A 20,706-nucleotide genomic window follows, 5' to 3' on the forward strand; every position below is an offset into this window, starting at 1 on the left:
CGCCGCCATCACCCCGTACATCGACGACACCGTGCTCGCCGACCGCATCGCGAAGGGGGACGGCAACGGAGCAACTCACGGAATTGCCCATGAGTGGCCCAGTCGTTTGCCAGGCTGTGACGGTGACTCCCGAACTCCTCGACATTACCCAGATCATGGCGATGATGACGGTGCCGTTGTGTGCTCCCAAAGCGTCTCGTCCGGGCAGAGGACGTAGACATCACTGACGCGCACTTCTATTCGGGCCTCGGCTCCGACAGATAGGTGCCGGCGAGCGTGCCGTCGTACCCCACGGCCTGGGCGGCGTCCTCCAGGCTTGGGTAGTCCTGGCCGCCGACGTCGATCATCGCCTCGTAGTCCGCGTGCGTCAGCTCGGGCTCGACCCACTGGTGCGCACACCGGCAGCGGATGCTGATCTCGCTCCGGTCGCAGATGACCATCCAGTCGCGCCGCGCTCCGCACGTAGGGCACATCACCAGGATGCCGCCGATGCGGATTTCCTCGGGGTGGGTGGTGGCACGGAGACCGATGATCCCGTCGCCGAGCCGCGTCTCCCTCTGGAGCCTCAGCAACGGGTCGTCGGCTGCCGTCTCCGGCAGCACGGCTCTCCGGGTCCGGAGGTCTTCGCTGAGCATCGGCATCGTCTCCTCGTCCTGTTGTTGACCAGCCATAACACCGCTGGCCGCGGGCGTCCAACCCATTGAGGTGCTGGTCAGCGCCGGGGGCCCGACCTGCGGGAGCTGTTCGTGTCGTTGCGAACCGTGGGCTCGGCTGCCTGCGGTTTCGAGGCTCGGGGCGGCGCCGGTGTCCGCTGGTGCGCTCGTGTGCGGGACAGGTCCGCTGTGGCGGGTAGCTTCCCGATGCGCCGCAGGCGCCAGACGAGTACGTCGGTGACGTTGTCGGCGGTCTCCAACTCGCGCCATTCGATCGCCTGCTGGAGCAGTGCGTCGGGGTTGTGTCCCGCTCGTTCGGCCTGGGCGAGGGTGGCGGCGAGCGCGTCCCAGCCAGGCTCGCGCAGGACGTGGCCGGCCTGTCCGGGCAGTGCGGCTTCCACGGTGTGGGCGTAGCGGTCGCGTACGGGGGCGGGGAGTCGGCGTCCCTGTTCGCGCATCGCCTTCATGGGCGTGGCGGACGCGGTCTGGTAGGCGGCCCGCAGGTGCTGCGCGGCTTGTCGTGCGGCGGCGGCCTGCTGGGCGTGGCCGCGAGCGGAGTGCCAGTGGATGGCGGCGATCGTGACGAGGACCATCGTGGACAGGAGCATCGCGGTGGCGCCGCCGTCTTCGCCCTTGCCGAGGGCGTTGCCGGCCCGGACGACGCCGCGCGCGGCGGAGCGGAGGGCGCGGTGGTCGGCGTGCTCGGCGCGGGTGTGGGAGCGGGTGGCGCGTTCGAAGGCGCGGGCGGCCTCGGCGAGTTCCTTGCGGGTGGAGGCCGGGGCGGTCTGGGCTACGGCGTCGAGGAGTTCGCCGATGCCGACGAGCTGGGCGGCGCCTGCCGCGTCGTCGTCCCCGGTGAGCACAGTGACGGCCTGTTCGGCGACGTGGGTGGCGTCGCGACGCGCGCTGGCCGGGCGCCCAGAGCGTGGGGCGGATCCCGTGGTGGACGTCGGCTCGTCCTCGGGCGGTCCGGCGGCGAGACGTTGGCGGATCTTGGGGAGGGAGAGGTCAGGGGCGAGGCGGGAGCCGGGGAACCAGATGGGTTCGCCGTCACGGTTGCGGTCGCCGGGGAGGGCGACCTTGTATCCGAGGACGTCGCCGGAGGGCGCGAGGCGCTTGTCGAGGCGGAGGCCGGCTTCGGTGAGGCGGCGGAAGAACTCGTCCTCGTCGGCGGCGCCGGCCAGCGCCTGGCGGACGTGCTCACGCAGCGTCTCGCGGGGCGGCTCGGCTCGGCCGGTGCGCTCCGCCTTGGCACGTTCGGCGCTGGTGGGGCGCTGGGCGGCGGTGCGGTCGCCTTCGTTGAGGATCTGCAGTCCCCATTCCTTTTCGATCTTTCGGCATTCGGCCTGGGCGCGGATGCCGTCCTGGTGGCGGCGCGGGCTTCGTCCGTCTTCGCGCTTGAGGGTGGCGACGATGTGGATGTGGTCGTCGGCATGGCGGACGGCGATCCAGCGGCACGCCTTGTCGTCGCCTTCCTCGGCGATGCCGGTGGCATGGACGATGCGGCGGGCGACTTCGGCCCATTCGGCGTCGGTGAGGTGCCGGTCGCCGGGGGCGGTGCGGACCGGGCAGTGCCAGACGTGCTGGGCAGGGCGGCGGTCCTTCGGTAGGGCGAGGACGGGGAGGTCGAGCCGGTCCGTGAGCTGCTTGAGGGTGGCGGTCGGGTCGCGACCGGGGTCGGGTGCGAGTTCCGGCATCCAGGCTGCGACGAGGTGCGGGTCGGTGTGTTCGTCCCGGCGGCCGGGGCCGTAGAGGTAGGCGAGGAGTCCGTACGTGCGGCTGCCGGTGGAGATGTCCGGGACCACGGTGTCAGCGCCTCGCCATCTCGATGGCGGCTGCCTCGATGCGGGCGGCGGCGCGCAGGACTCGGGCAACGGCGTCGTCGGCGTACTCGGCATGTCCGCCGGAGTTGAGGACGCGGGCCACCTGGTTGAGGTTGTTGCCGGCGCGGGCGAGCTGGGCGCTGGCGGACATCAGTTCCTCGACGCGTCCGCGCTGGTCCAACAGCCATGCCTTGGGACCGCCTTGGGCCTGGGCGACCGCGACCGCGGCGTCGGCGAGGAACCCGGCGGTCTTCAGGCCGACCGTTTCGGCGGCGCGCTTGACGGTGTCGAGTTCGTCGCGGGTCAGGCGGACGCTGCGGACTTGGTCACGGTGGACGCTCTGGCGCATGCGCGGGCGCGTACGCGGCGTGGAACGCGCGGCTTCTTGTCCCTCCGGCTGCGATCCGCCCTCGGTCGCAGCCCCAGAGTCCGGCTCCCCCTGGTGCCGGGCCTCCGCCGCCGTTTCGGGGGCGGGGGCAAGCCCTTCCGAAACTCCTCCGCCGCCCATGGCTGCGGAGGAGTTTCGGAAGGTACAGCTTGCTCGGCCTCGTGCCGGGCAGTGGCCCTCGCCCAGGTCAACGGGGGCGGAGGGCCGATCGGTGGGCGTCATCGGAGCAGTCCGGAGGGGTCGCGACTTACGTCGCGCAGGACTTCGGCGACGAAGTCGAGTGCGAGGACGGGGTGGTGGAGGGTGCGGGGTGTGCTCGTGGGTGCGCGCTGGACGATCCAGGCTCCGTCGGGGCCGGCTTCGGCGTGATGGAGGTGTCCGTACCGGCTGAGCACGGTGATCCAGGCGTCGGCTTCGGCTCGGGTGGCCGTGGTGGTGCGCATGGTGGCGGCTCCAGTACGTGTGTGGAGTGGGAGGGAGTCGTGCGCTCGGCGGGTGCGCCGGTCCGGATGTCCGGGGTGGGGCACCCGCCGAGCGGGCTGTCCGGTCAGCCGGTCCGGGTGTCCGGAGCCTTGTCCGCTTCCTTGCGGAGGTGCTGCATCAGGACGGTGAGCCGGTCGTTGCCGAGGCCGTGTCCGTGACCGCGGATGGCGTCCGCGACGACCTTCCGGGTCAGGTCGCCGGCCTCGGTGACCGCCGGGCGGGCGATCGCGAGAAGCTGCTCGTCGGTGACCGGGGCCGACTTGCGGGCGCCGTCGTCCGGACGGGCGGTGAGCCCGGCCTCCGGGGCCGGGCCCGAAGCGGCGTCCGAACGCTTGGCCGGATCGACGGGGTGGGTGACCGGGCGGGGTCTGGGAGCGGGGTGTCCGCCCTGGTCAGCGTCGCGGCCACCTTGCTGGGGCTCCGGTTCGACCGGCTTCTCCCGCGTTCCGGACACGGTGTCCGGGGTGTGGGTCTCCGAGGTGTCCGGCCGCTGGGTGACCGCCGGGCGGTCGGTGTCCGGGCCGGGCAACGCGGCGGGGTGACCGGAGGTGACCGGGGTTGGGCCTCGTCCGCCCCAGCCGAAGTGGGTGTCCGGGCGGTCACCGGTGACCCGCTCCGTCCGGACGCCGGAGGTCTCCGGGTGTCCGGACAGGTCGGCCTCGGTGGCCCGCCGGGCGATCAGGATGTACAGGTGGACGGCTCCGGCCAGGGCGAGCGGGGCCAGCGTGGACAAGACTCCGACGGTGAGGTCACCGAGCCGAAGGCCCGCCCCACCGTGCTGCTGGTTGAGCCGAACGGCGTGCAGGGCGTTGGCCCAGATACTGGCGGCGGTCGCGGTGCCGAACAGGGTCCACACGTAGCAGCGGGCGGCGAGTGGAGCCGTACGCAGGACCAGGAGGGCACGCACTCCGTAGGCGATGAATCCGTCGATGACCAGGGGGAAGAGGTAGGTCAGGAGCCCTCGGACGTGGATCGCGGTGGCCATCTGTTGGAGGGCGTCGTACGAGAGGGCACATCCCGCGCCGCCGAGGGCGACGACGGCGGCCCGGTCCCAGGCGTTGATCCGCGCCGGTATCGGCGCGATGTGGCTCACGCCGCCGTCCCGAGGTCGTCGCGGGCCGGGAGTTTGGCGGCGGGATTCTTCAGGACCTGGGGGGCGTTGTCGGGTGTCTTCGCTGCCTCGTTCGCCTTCTTCTGCTGGTCGACGGCGCGGTTACGGATCTCGCGGCGGGTGCGGCGGTAGAGCTTCCCGGCGTGTGCCTCGGTGACCTTGAGCATCCGGGCGAGCTGCTCGGCGGGGATGTCGGCCTGGTAGGCGGCGCGGACGACTGCCTTGCGCTCGGCCTTGGTGAGGTGGATGTCGCGGCCGGCCAGGGCTTCGTTGACGCGGGAGTAGCTGAGGCGGCCCCCCAACTTGCTGTGCAGGGCCTCTCGCTCCTCTTCGGTCATGCCGCCCCGGATGCCGTCGCGGTCGCCGTTCTCGAGGGCGGCGTCGAGGCAGGTGCTGCGGACCGGGCACTGCGCGCACAGGGCCTTGGCGGCGGCTATGCGGTCAACCTCGTCGGGCTCGGGGAAGAAGAGCTCGGGGTCGACCTGGTGGTACGGGGTCGAGCGGCAGGCGGCCTGGTCGCGCCAGGTGTGGTCGCCGAGGGTGCGGGGCTGCGGGGTCTTGGTGTGGTGCATGGGGATGTCTCCGTGTCCCCCAGGGCGCGTTCGGGCAGGAGCGACCTGGGGGTTGGTGCGGGAAGGGACCGGACGGTGTCGGTCGCCGTGGGCAGGGTTAGGCGCGGGCGGCGGCGATGTGGCGTCGCTCGGCCGCGAGGGCTCGTCTGCGGTCGGGGCCGTCGAGGATGACCCGGTCGGTCATCTCGGTGAGCCGTGAGGCGACGCGGTCGCCGATGTGGGCACGCAGGTCGGCCATGCCGAGGTTGGTGGTGATCAGGGTCGGGAGCATCGCGTTGTAGCGGCGGTTGATGAGCCGCATCGTGATCTCCTCGGTCCACTCGCTGTTCTTCGCGGCGCCGAGGTCGTCGATGATCAGCAGCGGGCAGCGGGCCAGGTCCAGCAGCTCCCGCTCACCGTCGTGTCCCGGGCGGGGTCGCAGCTCGGCGTACAGGTCGGCGGCCGTGATCGCCTTCCAGCGCAGCCGGACCCCGGCGATCAGGAGCGAGCGGACCGCTCCGTACGCCTGGTACGTCTTGCCGGTCCCGGTGGTGCCGACGATCAGCAGCGAGCGTCCCTCGGCGAGTCCCGGGGCGCCCTCGGGTCCGGGGCGTCCCCGCTCGGCCACCTCGCGGACCCAGGCGGCGACGGCCGGGTGGTCGGCGACGGCGGCTCGGTAGCGGGCCGGGATACGGGCCTGTGCCGCCTGGAGGGCGGGAAGGGGTTCGGCCGGGTCCGTGAGCTTGGTGCTCGGGTCGATGCCCCGGGAGGTGAGGATGCCGGCCAGGCGGCGGGCGATGCCTCCGACGGGCTGGGCGTCGTAGTCGCGCATCACAGCTCCTCGGCGTAGGCGGCGGCAGGGTCGGCGGGATTGGCCCAGGCCCGGTGACCCGGCACGCTAGGCCGGGATTCCGGCCGGACCAAACCGGCGCGGGTGGCGTTCATGGCTTCGTGGACGAGGCTCGGCAGAGTGCTGGGGTGCAGGCCCTTGGCGCGGTGGAGGGCCAGCCCGGCGCGGATGTGGCCGGAGTCGATGCCCTCCGCGAGGAGCTTCGTCGTCTCGCGCCCGAGGTGACCGAGGACGCCGCTGGGCGGGCGGTGTACGCAGGCGGCTGCGTACTCGGCGATGAGCTGCTGAGCAGAGGCGGTCTCCGGTGCGTGGGCGCTCGCGCCCCCCGAAGGGGAAGAAGTTCCTAGATCCAGGTTCCTAGGTCCAAGATCCAGGGCGTGAGGACTCACCGCAGGCTCAGCGCTCCCTCCGTGAGTATTCAGTGAGGACTCACTGAGTCCCTCGCGACCTGCGGTTTTGTGCGCTCCGGAGGATTCGGCGGGGATTCGTGCGTCCTCAGTGAGTCCTCCGTGAGTCTTCGCCGAGGACTCCGGGACGTCTCCGTGGACCTGCGACACGTCCGGCTTCGGCTTCCCGGCGCCGTGCTGCGAGCACTCGGGGAGCCGGCTGCGGCTCGCGCGGTTGATCTTCTGGTGCCGGTGCCAGGTGACGATGTGCAGGTACCGCTTGCCCTCGTCGTCCTCGTAGCGGCAGATCAGGTTGGCGGCGGCGAGCTGGATCAGGTCGTCCTCGACGTCGACCGGCGTGCGTCCGCCGCGAACGGCCCACAGCTCTCCGCAGAGCGCGGCGGGCTGGTCCCGGACGCGGCCATGGTCGTCGGCCCGGCTGATCAGGCCGAAGAAGGTCCGCTCGGCGTAGACGCTCACCTGCGCCAGGGACTCGGACGTGAAGGCTTCGGGCTTGAAGGTTCGGATCCGCGCCACGGTCAACGCCTCCCGTCCGCGACCGCGTACGCCTCGGCGGCGGGGCGCAGGACACCGTTGGTGAGGTCGAGGTCGTATGCCTCGTTCCAGTTCACCTCGGGGTGGGTGCGCATCACCCAGCGTGCGGCCGTCAGGCCCTGGGCCCGGTTGAGGGCGACTGGGCGCCCCTGCTCGTCGTAGGCGCGGGCATGGGGGCTGGGCCAGGTCCGCTCGGGTTCACGCTGCGAGACGCGGATGGTGCGAGCACCGGGCACCATGTCCGCGAGGAGGGTGGCCAGGCGACGCCGGCGGGATCCGGTGGCAGGGTCGGTGACCTGGACGGGCTGGGCGGTGTGTGCCCTTCCGTTCCGGGACTCGGGCATGCGAGAATTCCTCACTCGTAGGTGAAGTGGGACGGCCGTTCTCGTCGAAAAGGTCAGCCGACCCGCTCCAGTTATGGATCCGCCCCCTTCGGGTGGCGGGCTCGGCGTCCGGAAGCGGCTAACTTCTGGGCGCCGGTTTCATTTCCCCTCGAGGAAGCGCGTCCGTGGCGCTTGGGGTGGTTCCTACTTCCCTCCCACGTGTTGACCTGACGTCGGCGTTTCCCGCCGAGGGACCAGCAACATATGCAGACGGCGGTCAACACTCCAGCTGGCAGCGGGTGCTGAGCCGATTCGACGCCAACTCGACATATGTCGCTAGGGTGGTGGGCGGTCGTGACTCACGGCCCGCCCGGATACTGCACCCCCGCTCGGCGCCCAAGCTGCTGAAGAGGGCTCCGTGCCCCTCCGGGCCGAAGCCGAACACTTCCCAAAGCCCGAGAGACGAGTCCCGGCACCGATCCGTTCTGAGAGTTCTCCGCGCACTGGATGTCGCAGGGGACTCCGATCTCTCCCTCCCGCGACCCAGAGCCTCGGAAGGGTTCGAAGACGAAGATCGAGCAAGCGTGTGCAACGCCGCCCGCTCTTCGCTAAGCTGAAACTATTCCCGACCGAAGAAAAAGTCAACGCACTGGATCGACTCCAGTTTGCACAAAAAATCGAGGTCCGATGCCTGCTCGTCACTTCGACCGAGGTCGACTGCGCGCGGTACGGCGAGCCGCCGAGATCTACCAGGTTGCCGTTGGCGAGGCGCTGGGAGTGTCCGACTCGGCGGTCGCCGGCTGGGAGACCGGCGCGCAGACTCCCGATCCGGAGAAACTGCCCGCGCTGGCGCGCGCGCTTGGACGGGACGTAGACGACCTGTTCCCACGCTCTGGGCCGCCCGATCTGACTGATCTGCGCTGTGACGCCGGCTACTACCAGTACGAGACGGCCGCGCTGATCGGAACCAAGAGCGCCGGACCAGTAGCGGCGGCCGAACGCGGAGAGCGACGCCTCAAGGACAAGTACGTCCCGGCCTTGGCGGCGGCGTACGGGGTCAACGAGGAGGAGCTGCGGCGAGCGGAGGCCCGGTCGATCGCCAAGGCGCAGGGTGTGCAGGTTGACGAACCCGTACCGTCAGGAACCACGGGGGCCTCGGCTCCTGGGGCCCCTCCCGAATCGCTGGCCGAGAAGATCACCCTGCTCCTTGAGAGCTCGTATCCCGGCCCCCAAGGGGTTCCCTCGGATGCGGAGATGGCGAACGCGGTGAACGCTCGTGCCGGGGCGCGGGTCATCACCGAAGAGGGCTTCCGGGATCTCCGTACGGGCATCACCGGGACTGCGTCTCCTGCGGTTCTGGATGCGCTGGCAGCCGTAGTCGGCGTCTCGCGGATGTACTTCGAGCCAGACGCCGACGTCGCCGCTCAGGTCTATGAAGGTCTTCAGCTCCTGTCAGCCGCGAAGAAGGGCTCCGTGGGCCGGGTGAGGGCCCGCGGGCTGGGCTCTCAGGGGTTGTCGCCGAAGGCGATGGCACTGGTCAACGAGTTGGTGGCGGAGTTGGAGGAGAAGGAAGCGGACGCCGGCGAGTAGCGCCTGTCCGCAGCCCTCGGCCGCGGCCAGGCGGCGTGGCTACTGTTGCGCTGTGGCTACTGTTGCGCTGACGTATTGCCCGGCTCGTGCAGCCGTCCCTCGGCGACCACGGCGCGGATCTCCTTCAGGACGCTGAGGTCTTCGAGGGGGTCTCCGTCGATCACAAGCAGGTCCGCGCGGAACCCCGCTGCGATCCGGCCCGTCGTGCCGCCCAGCCCCAGCGCGTCGGCCGCGTCGGCGGTCGCCATGTCGAGGATCCTGCTGTTCGGCAGGCCCAGGTGCGCGTAGAACGCCAAGGCAGGGGCCAGGCCGTCGAACCCCGTGCGCTGGACCCCGGCGTCGGTTCCGGCGATGAGCTTGGCTCCGGCGTCCGCCATCTGGCGTACGAGGTCGAACATGGCCGCCGCCCGCTCCTCACCGAAGAAGCGGGGGAGCATCTGCCAGTGGGGACTCACAGCCGGGCAGACCGCGATGCCCCGGTCGATGATCTGCTTCAGGACGTCCTGCCGCAGGTCGAAGCCGTCGCTCGTCATCCACGTGCAGTGCTCGATCGTGTCCACCCCTGCCTCGACGGCCGCGGTGATGCCGTCCGTGCCGTGCGCGTGGGCGGCCACCGGCAGGCCGGCCCGGTGGGCCTCGTCCACGAGGGCCTGGAGTTCCTCTCGGGAGAACTGGCTCTGCCAGCTCTTCGGCCCGTCCTTGGTCAGGCCGCCTCCGGTCACCATCGCCTTGATCACGGTGGCGCCCGCCTCGACGTTGCGCCGTACGAGATCGCGGGCCTCGGCCTCCCCGGAGACCTCACCTCCGAGGAAGTGGCAGTGGCCTCCGGGCGGGGTCGCGGGTGTGCCCGCGGAGATGATCCGGGGACCGGGAGTGCTGCCGCCGGCGATCTCCGCATCCAGACGGAGGGCGAGGCCGTTACGGTCTCCCAGATCGCGCGCTGTCGTCACGCCGCTGGAGAGCAGTTGTTCCGCCCGGCGGCGCATGTCCTTCAGCAGTGTCTCGTCGCTCGACTCGTGGAGCGTGGCCACGGGGTCCGCACCGCCGTCGAACACCAGGTGCACGTGGGCGTCGATGAGGCCGGGCACCACCGTGCCCTCGGGGAACGCGAGGTGCGTGCCGCCCGCACCGAGCCGCTCCTCGATCTGCGCGCGCGGCCCCACCTCCGCGATCGAGTCGCCTTCGACGAGGACCGCACCATCGTCCAGATACGTTCCGGGGCCCACGAGGACTCGGCGGGCGGTGATCAGCATCTCGGCCTCCTTGATCGTCGACGGTCAGACGGACAGACGGAGCGCGTCCGACACCGCGATCAGCTGACGTACGTCCGCGTCCCGGTCATCGGCCTGGGGCACCGCCAGGGGTACGGCCTGACGTGCTGGAAGGGCGTCCTTTCCGATCGCGATCACGGCCTGGCGAAGGCGGTCCGCCAGCACGGCGGGCGGGAGGGCGAGGACTTCGGTGCCCTCACCCTCGCGAGCCAGATACGGGCTGATATCAATCAATCCGTCCAGGCACTCCACTATCCGCCGGTGGTAGCGCCGGTGCACGCCACGCGCCTTCCAACGATCCCAGAGCGCCGCGGAAGCCGGCCGCAGCACGTTCTCGGGGTACGCCTCGGTGAGCAGCTGCCACAGCGGGGCCAGGCGTCGGTGATCACGGCGTCGCCGCAGCCAGAGCCGCGCCGAGGTGACCCTCGCGCGGGCTCCCGCGTAGGTGACACCGGCGACGAAGAGCAGGATGGACACGACGAGGAACACCGCGACGCCGGCCATGAGCGGATGCGGTACCGTCCCGCCGCTCCAACGGACGGCCACGAAGACCGCGCGGACCGCGCAGGCCACCGCCATCGCGCTCAGGCCCACAGCGGCCATCCACAATCCCGTCGCGTGCGGGCGCCGCGACATGCGGGCGTACTGGCGGGTCCACCGACCGGTGACGCCGAGGGCGTACATGAGATACAGGCCGGTGACACCGTAGAAGAAGGCGATCTGCGGGATCGTCATGTCCGCCGTGCTGAAGGACCCGGCGAAGACGTCATGGGGAACCGTCTCCGCGGCCACGATGATGGCCACTGCCACCAGCGCGACGGCGATGGCTTCTCGCCGGGCCCGTCGACGTGCGGTCGGCCCGTCGGCCGAGTACAGGTAGAAGCACATGAGGAAGTAGACCGTCAGCAGGAGCAGCACGTTCTGCACGAGCTTCGCCGTGCCATGCCCGGCCACGGTGTCGACGCCCGAAGCACCGCCCGGCATGGCCAGGGGATAGGACAGCAGGGCGGTGAGCAGGCAGAGGGTGACAGAACGCAGCGGCGCGTCCTGCGGGGCTCGTGACCACTGGTAGAGCTTCCACGCCACGGCGGCGGCGAGCCCCAGGAGGATCAGTTCGGTCATCGGTTACAGCCACCCTCGTCGGTCACCGAGGGCCGCCTGTACTCGCTGCACCGTGGGGTCCTCCGGCATCGGGGCGACATGGTCGAGCACCGACGACCACTCCAGGATGATCGTGGCCGCGAGCTCGACAGCGCACTCTTCTCCGTCGTCGTACGAGCATCGGCGAGCCACACGACGGATCAGCGCTGGATCGAGCACCGGGATCATCGTGGCCCAGCCCTCGACGAAGTCGTCCGGAGCTTCTTCCTCCTCCTCGGCCCGCTCGTCCTCCGCCACGATGATGTGGAACACCTCGTGCAGGATGATGTGATCCTGATGCAGAGGGGTCGTCTCCTGCTGGTAGAGCACCACGTCCATCTGGGGCGTGTCGACCCACAGCCCCGACGGTCCGGGCCTCTCGAGCGGGAAAGGTCGCAGGACGATCGGACGCCCCCGTCTCTCGCCGAGCGCCCGGCACAACTCCTTCACGTCCAGCGGCGGCTGGACGCCGAGGTCCCGAAGCTCGCGACGCAGCCGGCGGTGCAGGTCTCGCTCCACCGTTCGCTTCTGAGCGGTACGCCACCGACCCAAGCCGCGACGGCTCTGCGCAGGCACCTTGTGTTCAGTCGTGTCGCGGTCAGTTCTTCCCGGCCACATCAGTAATCCCCTTCGCGCCAGCCGTGGATTGCTCCGGCACGAAGCCGGGCGACGGCCGCGCCCGTTTCGACCATGTCCAGTCCCGCCGCACGGCACAGCCGAAAGTGATCACAGGCATCGAGGGCAGTACGTCGATCCAGGCCGCGAAGGACCTGATCCGTGAACCACACGGGTGCGCGCCCAAGACTCCTCTGACGCCTAAGTCACTGACGCGAACGAGCAATGACACGACGCAAAGCATCCCAGGCAGGCTGTGGGGACTTCATCGGACACTACGCGAAGCCGCATCAAGATCCGGCTGGAAAACACCCATCAGGTCACAGCGGCACCGCAACTACAAATCGCACTAAATCAGCACACCTGGTTTTAGATCATGCTTTTGATCTGGCAGTTCTCGCGAATGTCGCGACCACGCCAAGCGCCACGAAGGGCGCCGCCTTCGTTATCAACCCGAGACGCTCTCGCCGCACACGAACGCGCCAAATACGGATGTTCGACACCGAAACCCTTGGGTTGCGCGACGAAAGGAGAGGTGCGGCCATGATCACTTTCGGACAGTTGGGACATCATCCGCGATTAGACTTCCGGCCATGCATGCAGAGATACACCGCAAGGGAAATGGCTACCTGGAGTTCTGGAATGAGTACCACCTGTGCACTCTGACCACGCTCCGCCCAGACGGCCACCCTCATGTCGTGCCGGTTGGGGTCACCGTGGATGCCGACGCCGGCGTCGCCCGGGTTATCACCCGCAAATCGAGCAGGAAAGTCGCCAACGTGCAGGCGGCGCTTCCCGGCCAAGCGCGCGTCGCCGTCTGCCAGGTGGACGGAGGGCGCTGGGCGACGTTGGAAGGCACGGCTGAGGTGCGCACGGACGCAGCCGCAGTGGACGACGCTGTGACGCGCTACGGAAAGCGGTACCGGCGCACGCCGGCTCCGGACCCAGAGCGCGTGGTCATCGAGATCACGATCGACCGAGCCATGGGGCATGTCGATGCACCCAGGTCCAAGGTCTCGGACGCCGCAGCCTAGGGATCAAGCCGCCGATCGAGCCGTTGTCGTTGTGGGCGGCACGAAAGCCAGGCCATACCGAGAAGTGGTGCTGGCGGCGAAGTCCTCTGATGGCAGAGGTGTTCGCTGTGCTGCCGCCACGGGATTCTTCAACGGATCTCCGGCGCGGCAGACGAGAAGTCGTACACCGCGAAGTCGGCGACCGGGCGGTATCCAATCCGCTGGTAGAGGCCGTTGCTGGTGGGGTTGGCCAGGTCCGCGAACAGCAGCACCTCCGCCGCGCCTGCCGCCAGCGCGGCCCGGCTCACCTCGACCGTCGCGGCGCCCGCGTAGCCACGGCCGCGCAGGTGGGCCGGGGTGTAGACGGGGGCCACCCGGATCTGGCCGGCGACCATCGGGGTCACGCCGGCCATGGAGACGGGGGTGCCGTCCGGGGTCTCCCAGCACCTGACGCGTCCGTGGGCGATGCGCGTGTCCGCCCATGAACTGTTGTCCGCAGCGGGGTTTCCTCCGATATCGGCGACGAACTCGCGGTGCCAGAGCATGAGTTGCTCGCGGTCCTGCTCGCGCGGTTCGACCTCGGCCCTCCGGGAGCGGCTCCGGTGGTGTGAGCGTGCCGAGGCGGTACAGGCGCTCCCGCTCGTGGAGCGTCGGCGTCGCGCCCGTGTGCCGCTGCCAAGCCTCGGCGAAGGCGGTTGCGGTGTCGTGGTCCGCGTTGACGCCGGGAAGGGGGTGGCCGAGGTCGGTTAGGTGGGCGGCGAGACCGTCGGCCTCTTCGGGGGTGAGGGGGGTGAGGTACGGGCGGCGGGGCGGGGTGCGGAAGAAGGCCGCGCGGACCTCGCCCGCCCGCTCCAGCCAGCCGAAGACGGGGGCCGCTTCGGCGCCGTACGCGTTCGCCCCACGTGTGCGCAGCGCCTCGGTCACCGTCAGCGGGACGGTGTGCAGAGGGGACGCGAGCGCAGGAAGTCTCCGGCTCGGGCGAGAAAGCCGTCGAGGTCTTCAGTGAGGTGCCAGCCATCCGGGCGCATGCCTCATGATCCCTCCTGCTGTCGGCGTGCGCCCGCAGTTTTCCGCGTGGGCGAGGCGCCAGGCCCAGCGTGCCGTGCCGGAAAACTACGGCGGGCCGCGTTGTCGCAGTGCGGCAAACACCTCCGCCATCAGAGAGGGGGCTTCGCCGCCGACCGACCTTGGCGATCTACGCGCACCGTCCCGTCTGCCGCAGCTGACACAAGGCGGTTCTCGTCGCCAATGAGGCCCGGCATGGAGAGTGCAGCCGTGCGCTCCGTGAGTCGGACCCGACGGAGAAGGCACCACACATGCCCGCTGTCAGTCCAGATCACGCGCTCCAAGATCGGTTGAATATCGGCTTCTGAGGACTGTGGCGCATGTGGGAGCCTGGGCACGCTGGGGGTTCGCCTGATCACATACAGGTGAGGTGGGGATGGGCGGCGGGGCAGAGCGACGTTGTTCGGTGTGCCGTGCGACGCTCAGCCGGTTCAATTCGGGAACGCGATGCGGGCCCTGCCAGCGGAGCGCGATGCCCAGGGTGGCACCTGAATTCTGGGCGGACCCGGACGTCGAGGCGGCTGTTCGCGCCTGGGACCTCGGCGTGGTCGTTAGGCTCTTCCGGAAGCACACCGGACTTTCGCAGGCATCTGTCGCCAGGCTGGTCAGTATTGATCAAGCCGAGGTCAGTCGGCTGGAGCGTGGTCAGAAAAAGATCGGTGACCGTCGCCAACTCGCACAATGGAGCGAGGCCCTCGGCGTACCCGGGCGGCTTCTGGGCCCATTGCCCGACAGCACCCTGCCCCCGTCGACGTCGGACGGCTTGGGCGGACGCCTGACGCTGCGGGAGGGACCGGGACAACTCCTTCTGCCCGCCGGGCGGAACCTGCCACCGACGGCGCTCCCCGTGCTGACTGGACCGGCCACGTCCTTCCGGAGCGACGCCCTGCATCTCGGGTCGAGCAGAGAGTTCGAGACGTGGAGTCGGATGCCCCTCAGGGCCCTGCTCGCCGCACACCACAATGTGGATGGGACGCGCCGGCACTTCGTAATGGACGCGCGAGAGGGTGTTCGTGGCGGAAAGGGGAGCACCTTTGCCGTCCCCGTGGCCTACGAGCTGGACGACCTCACGTACGGGATTCTGTGGGCCGCGGCAGGTTTCGACTCCGCTGTCCTGGGCGATGACGCGGTGCTTCACGGAGAAGACAGCGTTCCTCCGCAGCAACTATTAGGCCACGGCCGTGGGCCGATCGCCCTGGGTGACCTCACCGACGGGTCCCAGATGCTTGTCGGCTCCCGGGCGTGCGCGGAGTTCATCCTCGACCAGCGAGACGAGCTAGCCGGCGATCCGGTCTTCTGGACCCGGGAACAGCGCGGCGAGGAGGCTGCGACCTGGCTGCTCTTCGAACACAAGCACCGGTACCTCCAGATGATGGCTCCCGAGCGCGAGCACAGTGGCGTGGGGCGCGCCTTCTGCATTCCCGGCCCAGAAGTCGTTGCTTCGCCCGCATACGAGCGCGTGCTGCTGTTCCTCGCTATCGCGCTGATGGAGTCGTACGGCGTCACGACCTGGCTGACCGACGAACCGGACCTTCAGCAGACGGATGGCTTCGTGCTCGTGCCAGGGCACAGGGCTGCCATCGCGACCTGGGTACGGGCTGCTCCCGTCCCCCAGACAGCCATTACCGGCGGGGCGCGTTCCCTCCGGGCCTTTGCGGACATCACCGGCCACGCGAAAGCGCACACGATGACCACGGGCCCCACGCCTGGGGTTCGGCTGTCGGCAACTGCCGACTATCTGGGCCTCGATCGCCCCTGGTTGATTCGCCGTTGTGGACAGCTCGCTGCTGTGGGGACCACCAGACTCGCCAGGCCCCGGAGCCGGCATCTCAGCCTCGGCGCCTTGGACCGGGCCTGCGCATACGTGGCCGCCGAGCTGCGGTCCGAGGCTGGTGACCTTGTGGGGGCTACCCGATAGCCTGCAGGGAACGATCTCCGAGCGTGAGATCCAATAGGTGAGAGACGGAAGGGAAGTTGGGGGCAATGGTGGGCGCGACACGCACGGTGGCTGTCTATTCTCTTGGCGGCACCATCGCCATGACTGCCGATCCGGCGACCGGTGGAGTCGTCCCGGCTCTCTCTGCCCATGACCTTCTCGCGGCCGTCCCCGGCTTGGCCGGTCGCGGCATCGACCTGCGCGTGCACGACTTTCGCCGGGTGCCCGGCGCGTCGCTCACGTTCAAGGACCTCACGGAGCTCGGGGCGGCGATCGGTAGGACCCTCGACGGCGGCGGCGTCGACGGGGTCGTGATCACTCAGGGCACCGACACTATCGAGGAAACCGCGTTCTACCTCGACCTCCACCACGGTCACGACCAGCCGGTCATCGTTACCGGCGCCATGCGCAACCCCACCATGGCCGGACCCGACGGACCCGCCAACCTGTACGCGGCGGTCGTCGCCGCAGCTGACCCGCAGCTGCACGGAGCCGGGGCGTTGGTCGTCCTGAACGACGAGATCCACGCCGCGCGACATGTCCGCAAGTCCCACACCACCAGCCCCGCCGCCTTCGCGTCCCCCGGGACCGGGCCCATCGGCCGGGTTGCGGAGGACCGTGTGCGGTTGACCGGGCCGCTGCCCCGCCGATTCGGTCCCCTGGCGCCGCCGAACCGTGACGCGCGTGTGGGCTTGTACACGGTCTGCCTCGGCGACGACGGCACACTGCTCGCGGCATGGGACGGCAGTTGTGACGGGCTTGTCGTCGCCGCGTTCGGCGTGGGACATGTTCCTCAGCGACTGGTCGAGAGTATCGACCGGCTCGCCGCGAGCATCCCCGTGGTCCTCGCCTCGCGCATCGGCAACGGCCCTGTCCTCACCAGCACGTACGGCTTCCCCGGCTCGGAGAAGGACCTGATCAACCGCGGGCTCATCCCGGCCGGCGACCTCGGTCCCTACCAGGCTCGTCTCCTGCTCCAAGCGCTGCTCGCCCAACACGCGGACCGCGAGACGATCACCAAGCAGTTCGCCGTCTTCGCGCACTGAGTCACACACGTCACCCCCTCGAAAGGACACCCGTGCGCGCCCATGAACTGACCATCGGCCGAACCTTCGGCGTTACCTTCGACCACGGCGAGGACTTCTTCGACGCACTCTCCGCGTTCTGTCGCGACCACGGGGTACGACAGGGCTACATTCCCTCGTTCATCGGCGCGTTCGCCGAAGCCGAAATCGTCGGCGCTTGCGAGAAACTCGAAGATCCCGACGCCCCGGTCTGGGCCAAGACCTACGTCACTAACGTCGAAGCATTCGGCGCGGGCACGCTCGCCCACGATCCTCTGACCGGCGGCATCCTGCCGCACATCCACGTGTCCGCCGGCCTGAAGGCTCAGTCGGCCGACGGCCGCACCAGCCACCTTCTGAGCGCCAAGGTCCAGTTCCTCAGCGAGCTCTTCGTCGTGGAGGTCGTCTCGCCGACCATGACTAGGCCACGCAACCCCGCACTCTACGACGTACCCCTGCTCACCTTCGGCGAGTAGAGGCGGCGTCCTGGCGTGCCGATGACAGACGGACATCATGAAGCCCTTCGTCCTGTTTGACCTGGACAACACGCTCATCGACCGCAAGCTCGCCCTCGTGGAATGGGCAGCCGAGTTCTGCGCTCTGAGGGGCCTCGGTACGCAGGAGGCCGAGTGGGTCCACCAGTTGTTCAAGGACCGGGCGGGGCCTGGGCAGTTCGTGGAGGTACGTGAACGGTTCGGCTTCGCTGAACCCGCTGAGCAACTATGGAGGGATTACTGCTCTGATATCGCCGCCTCAGTGCACTGTCCCTCGGACGTCCTCGTCGGCCTGGACGAGCTCAGGGCTGCGGGCTGGCGCATCGGCATCGCGACGAACGGGGCGGCAGACATCCAGTGGGCCAAGCTGCGGGCCACGGGGATCGCCAGGCGCGTCGACGCCGTGTGCATCTCCGAGGAGGCCGGCGCCCGCAAGCCGGACCGAGTCTTCTTCCTGGAAGCGATCCGCCGGTGCAAGGGTGACGCCGGCGGTACCGGCTGGATAGTCGGCGACAACCCCGTCACCGACATCGACGGCGGCCGTGATGCCGGTCTCAGGACAGTGTGGATCAACCGGGGCGTCGTCTGGCCGGACGGATGTCTCGCACCCGACCATGAGGTGAGCGGTGCTCGCGCCGCGATTGACCTGTTGGCGGCCGCAGCCCCAGAAAGGGAGCCACGATGACCAGTCCCCGCATGACCGTGGGACTTCTGCACCCCGGCAGCATGGGAGCCGCGGTGGGCGGCCAGTTGCGTCGACAGGGGACGGACGTCTTGTGGTGCCCGACCGGGCGAAGCCGCGCCACAGCACAGCGGGCGGTCGATGCCGATCTGGCGGCCGTGGATGACCTCGGCGAGCTCCTTGAGCGCGCGGATCTCGTCCTGTCGCTGTGCCCGCCGGGCGCCGCCGAGAGCGTGGCGGAGATGGTCGCGGAGTACGGCTTCGCGGACAAGATCTATGTGGAGGCGAACGCGATCACTCCGCAGCGCGTGGGGTGGATCTCGCAGATCCTGCCGGACACCGTGGTCATCGACGCGGCGGTCATCGGGTCCCCGCCGGTCGGCGGGAAGCAGCCCCGCCTCTACGTCGCGGGCGCAGCCGATCCTGTCGCCCTGCTCGAGAAGCTCTTCGCCGGGACGGACGTGCGGGTACGGTCTCTGGGCACCGAGCTTGGTCGAGCCTCCGCGCTCAAGCTGACCTACTCCAGCTACCAAAAGGCATCACGCGTCCTGGCGGCCCTCTCGTACGGCCTTGCCGAAGCGTACGGCGTGGGCGAGGAGCTGCTCGATGTCGCCAGCCAGCGAAGCCGCAGCTACCTCGTTGAGACCGACTACATCCCCAAGACCGCCGCACGCGCGTGGCGCTGGGGGCCGGAGATGGAGGAAGCGGCGGCCCTTCTCGCTGACGCGGGCCTACCGGACGACCTCATGCATGCCGTCGTAGCCGTCCTTGCCCTTTGGGATGAGGCTCGGGGCGCCGATCTCACCGTCGAGGACGCCTTGGCCCTGCTGCAGTCCGAGGGCGACCGCGGGCTATGACCGGGCCCCAACCAGCGCGTGGATCTCAGCGGCGGCGTCCTGCACCTGTACGCGATCGGTGTGGATCGTCAGATCCCAGGTGACACCGGGGTGCAGGTCGAGGTCGCGCTCGGTCGCGTCCCAGGCTGCCAGGCGGGCTGGGGTATCGGCATCGCCCCGCCCCACGGACCGAAGTGCCGTGACATCGCGGGGACACCACAACAGCACCCGCCACCACCGGGCGGCGTAGCCGTCCGCGACCCGTTGTACGCCTTCGACCTGGCCCAGGTGCACGATCGGAACCTGACCGCCGTCCATCGCCTTGTCCAGACCGGGCTGGTCGACGACGTACGTGCTGTCGTAACGGTCGTTGCGGTAGATGACCTCGCCGCGTTCCTCCAGCTCGGCCAACTGGTCGCGCGTACCCATGCGGTAGCCATGCGTACGACCGGTGCCGATCTTCAGCCTCGCGAAGGGCGCATACGACGCATCGAGGGCGGTGAGCGCAGCCGTGACGGTGTCCTTGCCGGAGGCCGGCGGCCCGTATAGGAGGATTCCGGTGTTCATCAGTGAACCGTCCCGAAGACTTGGCGTACCTGGTCGGTAAGGGAGATAGCAGCGCCCAGGCGGTTGTCGACCACCAGGTGCGGGACGGAGGGACGCAGCTCCGGATCGACCGTGGCAGCGTACTCGTCCCAGTTCTGGATCTTCCACGAGTCCCGGGCCGCTGAGCGGAACGTGATGTACTCCCGCATGGTGTCGAGGTCGCACTGGATCCACATGACGGAGACTGACACCCCTCGTGCTTCGCACCGGTTCACCAGGCGCTGAACCCACCGCGGGTCGCTAAGTTCCGCGATGAACGGCGCGGTGACCACAGTGCTGATCGAGCAGTCAACGTTGGCGTACGCGGCCTCCAGGAGGCACTGGTACTCCAGGGGGCGCACCTTCTCTCGGTAGAGCGCGCTGTGCCGGTCGTTCGGGTCGCACCCGAGCTCGGAGAGCAGCCGCTCCGCGAGGGGGCGCGTGATCGGGTCCTTGTCGAGCACCGGCCATCCGGTCAGCTGCGAGATGAACCGTGCGAACTCCGACTTCCCGCTGCCCGCGAGACCGCCGACCAGGACAAGGGTGGGGCGATTCGGGTCGCCACCGGTGTGCCGACGCTTCCAGGCATCCATTATCCGATGCTGCAGATCGTCGCTGGGCGAGTCGGGCCGGCCTGGAGCGATCTGCAGCAGAGCGCGCTCCACCGCCAGGACGTGTGCACCGGCGAGCGGCTCGGAGTAGGGGGCGAGCTGCACGCCCGTGGTTTCGCCGGGTAGTGCCTGCCGGAAGCCGAGTTCGGGCTCTGTAGCCCGGTAGAGAAGGCAGTACGCGCGGCGATAGTGCGGGCCGGGATAGATCTCGCCCTGCTCGTGCTGCCACAGCGTCTGAAAGTTCGCGGCCGGGACGGTCAGTCCGGCCGCCGCAGCCACAGCGCGCAGTTTCTCGCCCGCACCCTCGAGCGTCAGGCCGTGTGCCTCACGCCGCGCCCGGAGAACCTCCGGCCGCCAGCCGACGCGGATCTTTCCCACGCCACGTACCGCCTCTTCGCTTCTCGACATGATCCGGACCCTAAGTCTCCCTCTCATGAGCCCATGTGTAAGCGGATGTTGAAAAGAAGTGACGGCGTCGGGCGAGCGGAACGAGCAGTCCCACGTGATACCCCGACGGCGCCACAGGAGGTGAGATGGGGGCCACCGAGCGGCAGACCAGAGCCCCTGTAAGGCCAGTAGGGCTGGACGAAGCTGCGCTCTCATAAACGCTCATAAGCGAGGGCGCGGTTCGACGTCATCGTGGAGTGCGGGCCGACCGCATGCACTCCATGTGCCACGGCG

At 69.4% G+C, this 20,706-nt stretch carries 21 protein-coding genes and 1 pseudogene; 7 read left to right on the plus strand and 15 right to left on the minus strand.

Annotated elements, in window-relative coordinates:
• Positions 1-236: 236 nt before the first annotated feature.
• The 9 genes from BKD26_RS14250 to BKD26_RS14290 form a co-directional block, all read right to left on the minus strand.
• Positions 237-635: a hypothetical protein gene (locus BKD26_RS14250; RefSeq protein WP_084898494.1), complete on the minus strand. Its 399-nt coding sequence runs from the start codon at positions 633-635 to the stop codon at positions 237-239.
• 77 nt (positions 636-712) lie between these two features.
• Positions 713-2,458 (minus strand): relaxase/mobilization nuclease domain-containing protein, encoded by a 1,746-nt coding sequence (locus BKD26_RS14255; protein ID WP_084898199.1) that lies wholly within the window; start codon positions 2,456-2,458, stop codon positions 713-715.
• Between the two features lie 4 nt (positions 2,459-2,462).
• Positions 2,463-2,825, minus strand: a complete 363-nt coding sequence (gene mobC, locus BKD26_RS41290; protein ID WP_241518649.1) for a plasmid mobilization relaxosome protein MobC — start codon at positions 2,823-2,825, stop codon at positions 2,463-2,465.
• A 257-nt stretch (positions 2,826-3,082) separates the two neighbouring features.
• Entirely contained in the window at positions 3,083-3,307 is a 225-nt protein-coding gene (locus BKD26_RS14265) for a hypothetical protein (protein ID WP_084898201.1), read from the minus strand.
• 104 nt (positions 3,308-3,411) lie between these two features.
• A complete protein-coding gene (locus BKD26_RS14270) occupies positions 3,412-4,440 on the minus strand; it encodes a DUF2637 domain-containing protein (protein ID WP_084898202.1) in 1,029 nt (342 codons plus the stop codon).
• Positions 4,437-5,030, minus strand: coding sequence for a WhiB family transcriptional regulator (locus BKD26_RS14275; protein ID WP_084898203.1), 594 nt, complete (start codon positions 5,028-5,030; stop codon positions 4,437-4,439). The genes BKD26_RS14270 and BKD26_RS14275 overlap by 4 nt, the downstream gene beginning before the upstream one ends.
• A gap of 97 nt (positions 5,031-5,127) precedes the next feature.
• A complete protein-coding gene (locus BKD26_RS14280) occupies positions 5,128-5,841 on the minus strand; it encodes an ATP-binding protein (RefSeq protein ID WP_084898204.1) in 714 nt (237 codons plus the stop codon).
• Entirely contained in the window at positions 5,841-6,782 is a 942-nt protein-coding gene (locus tag BKD26_RS14285; RefSeq protein WP_084898205.1) for a hypothetical protein, read from the minus strand. The genes BKD26_RS14280 and BKD26_RS14285 overlap by 1 nt, the downstream gene beginning before the upstream one ends.
• 2 nt (positions 6,783-6,784) lie before the next feature.
• Positions 6,785-7,144: a hypothetical protein gene (locus BKD26_RS14290; RefSeq protein ID WP_241518650.1), complete on the minus strand. Its 360-nt coding sequence runs from the start codon at positions 7,142-7,144 to the stop codon at positions 6,785-6,787.
• A 666-nt stretch (positions 7,145-7,810) separates the two neighbouring features.
• On the opposite strand from BKD26_RS14290, the gene BKD26_RS14295 reads away from it, so the two are divergent.
• Positions 7,811-8,713 carry a helix-turn-helix transcriptional regulator gene (locus tag BKD26_RS14295; protein ID WP_084898207.1) on the plus strand — a complete coding sequence of 301 codons (903 nt, stop codon included), beginning with the start codon at positions 7,811-7,813 and terminating at the stop codon, positions 8,711-8,713.
• A gap of 56 nt (positions 8,714-8,769) precedes the next feature.
• Here the strand turns inward: BKD26_RS14295 and BKD26_RS14300 are convergent, their stop codons facing one another.
• From BKD26_RS14300 to BKD26_RS14310, 3 genes are read right to left on the minus strand one after another with little or no spacing between them, the layout of a single operon-like run.
• A complete protein-coding gene (locus BKD26_RS14300; RefSeq protein WP_084898208.1) occupies positions 8,770-9,966 on the minus strand; it encodes an amidohydrolase family protein in 1,197 nt (398 codons plus the stop codon).
• Between the two features lie 24 nt (positions 9,967-9,990).
• Positions 9,991-11,106, minus strand: coding sequence for an MAB_1171c family putative transporter (locus BKD26_RS14305; protein WP_084898209.1), 1,116 nt, complete (start codon positions 11,104-11,106; stop codon positions 9,991-9,993).
• Between the two features lie 3 nt (positions 11,107-11,109).
• Positions 11,110-11,643 carry a hypothetical protein gene (locus tag BKD26_RS14310; RefSeq protein ID WP_084898210.1) on the minus strand — a complete coding sequence of 178 codons (534 nt, stop codon included), beginning with the start codon at positions 11,641-11,643 and terminating at the stop codon, positions 11,110-11,112.
• Positions 11,644-12,332: 689 nt separating this feature from the next.
• On the opposite strand from BKD26_RS14310, the gene BKD26_RS14315 reads away from it, so the two are divergent.
• Positions 12,333-12,773 carry a PPOX class F420-dependent oxidoreductase gene (locus BKD26_RS14315; RefSeq protein WP_084898211.1) on the plus strand — a complete coding sequence of 147 codons (441 nt, stop codon included), beginning with the start codon at positions 12,333-12,335 and terminating at the stop codon, positions 12,771-12,773.
• Positions 12,774-12,901: 128 nt separating this feature from the next.
• Here BKD26_RS14315 and BKD26_RS14320 read toward each other — a convergent pair.
• A pseudogene (locus BKD26_RS14320) lies at positions 12,902-13,780 on the minus strand (GNAT family N-acetyltransferase).
• 518 nt (positions 13,781-14,298) lie between these two features.
• Here BKD26_RS14320 and BKD26_RS14325 point away from each other — a divergent pair.
• The 5 genes from BKD26_RS14325 to BKD26_RS14345 all read left to right on the plus strand — a co-directional run bounded on the left by BKD26_RS14325 (position 14,299) and on the right by BKD26_RS14345 (position 18,850).
• Positions 14,299-15,735 carry a helix-turn-helix transcriptional regulator gene (locus tag BKD26_RS14325; RefSeq protein WP_179166533.1) on the plus strand — a complete coding sequence of 479 codons (1,437 nt, stop codon included), beginning with the start codon at positions 14,299-14,301 and terminating at the stop codon, positions 15,733-15,735.
• Between the two features lie 65 nt (positions 15,736-15,800).
• Entirely contained in the window at positions 15,801-16,799 is a 999-nt protein-coding gene (locus BKD26_RS14330) for an asparaginase (RefSeq protein WP_084898213.1), read from the plus strand.
• Positions 16,800-16,831: 32 nt separating this feature from the next.
• On the plus strand, positions 16,832-17,293 hold the full coding sequence (locus BKD26_RS14335) for a PPC domain-containing DNA-binding protein (protein WP_084898214.1): 462 nt from the start codon (positions 16,832-16,834) through the stop codon (positions 17,291-17,293).
• A 37-nt stretch (positions 17,294-17,330) separates the two neighbouring features.
• The gene (locus BKD26_RS14340) at positions 17,331-17,996 is read left to right on the plus strand and encodes an HAD-IA family hydrolase (protein ID WP_084898215.1); all 666 of its coding nucleotides are present in this window, start codon (positions 17,331-17,333) and stop codon (positions 17,994-17,996) included.
• Positions 17,993-18,850 (plus strand): NAD(P)-dependent oxidoreductase, encoded by an 858-nt coding sequence (locus BKD26_RS14345; RefSeq protein ID WP_084898216.1) that lies wholly within the window; start codon positions 17,993-17,995, stop codon positions 18,848-18,850. Before BKD26_RS14340 ends, BKD26_RS14345 begins: the two co-directional genes overlap by 4 nt.
• On the opposite strand, the gene BKD26_RS14350 is transcribed toward BKD26_RS14345, so the two are convergent.
• Positions 18,845-19,396: a guanylate kinase gene (locus BKD26_RS14350; protein ID WP_084898217.1), complete on the minus strand. Its 552-nt coding sequence runs from the start codon at positions 19,394-19,396 to the stop codon at positions 18,845-18,847. The genes BKD26_RS14345 and BKD26_RS14350 overlap by 6 nt on opposite strands.
• On the minus strand, positions 19,396-20,433 hold the full coding sequence (locus BKD26_RS14355) for an AAA family ATPase (RefSeq protein WP_084898218.1): 1,038 nt from the start codon (positions 20,431-20,433) through the stop codon (positions 19,396-19,398). Before BKD26_RS14355 ends, BKD26_RS14350 begins: the two co-directional genes overlap by 1 nt.
• Between the last annotated feature and the right edge of the window lie 273 nt (positions 20,434-20,706).

Origin of the sequence: Streptomyces sp. CB03238 (genome assembly GCF_002099185.1) — a bacterium.
Lineage (GTDB): Bacteria > Actinomycetota > Actinomycetes > Streptomycetales > Streptomycetaceae > Streptomyces.

Bases quoted from the DNA above. Each gene is read 5' to 3' on its own strand.
- BKD26_RS14275 (WP_084898203.1), bottom strand. From the start codon at position 5,030: ATGCACCACACCAAGACCCCGCAGCCCCGCACCCTCGGCGACCACACC.
- BKD26_RS14295 (WP_084898207.1), top strand. From the start codon at position 7,811: ATGCCTGCTCGTCACTTCGACCGAGGTCGACTGCGCGCGGTACGGCGA.
- BKD26_RS14330 (WP_084898213.1), top strand. From the start codon at position 15,801: ATGGTGGGCGCGACACGCACGGTGGCTGTCTATTCTCTTGGCGGCACC.
- BKD26_RS14250 (WP_084898494.1), bottom strand. From the start codon at position 635: ATGCTCAGCGAAGACCTCCGGACCCGGAGAGCCGTGCTGCCGGAGACG.
- mobC (WP_241518649.1), bottom strand. From the start codon at position 2,825: ATGCGCCAGAGCGTCCACCGTGACCAAGTCCGCAGCGTCCGCCTGACC.
- BKD26_RS14345 (WP_084898216.1), top strand. From the start codon at position 17,993: ATGACCAGTCCCCGCATGACCGTGGGACTTCTGCACCCCGGCAGCATG.
- BKD26_RS14340 (WP_084898215.1), top strand. From the start codon at position 17,331: ATGAAGCCCTTCGTCCTGTTTGACCTGGACAACACGCTCATCGACCGC.
- BKD26_RS14315 (WP_084898211.1), top strand. From the start codon at position 12,333: ATGCATGCAGAGATACACCGCAAGGGAAATGGCTACCTGGAGTTCTGG.
- BKD26_RS14305 (WP_084898209.1), bottom strand. From the start codon at position 11,106: ATGACCGAACTGATCCTCCTGGGGCTCGCCGCCGCCGTGGCGTGGAAG.
- BKD26_RS14355 (WP_084898218.1), bottom strand. From the start codon at position 20,433: ATGTCGAGAAGCGAAGAGGCGGTACGTGGCGTGGGAAAGATCCGCGTC.
- BKD26_RS14290 (WP_241518650.1), bottom strand. From the start codon at position 7,144: ATGCCCGAGTCCCGGAACGGAAGGGCACACACCGCCCAGCCCGTCCAG.
- BKD26_RS14280 (WP_084898204.1), bottom strand. From the start codon at position 5,841: ATGCGCGACTACGACGCCCAGCCCGTCGGAGGCATCGCCCGCCGCCTG.
- BKD26_RS14350 (WP_084898217.1), bottom strand. From the start codon at position 19,396: ATGAACACCGGAATCCTCCTATACGGGCCGCCGGCCTCCGGCAAGGAC.
- BKD26_RS14265 (WP_084898201.1), bottom strand. From the start codon at position 3,307: ATGCGCACCACCACGGCCACCCGAGCCGAAGCCGACGCCTGGATCACC.
- BKD26_RS14300 (WP_084898208.1), bottom strand. From the start codon at position 9,966: ATGCTGATCACCGCCCGCCGAGTCCTCGTGGGCCCCGGAACGTATCTG.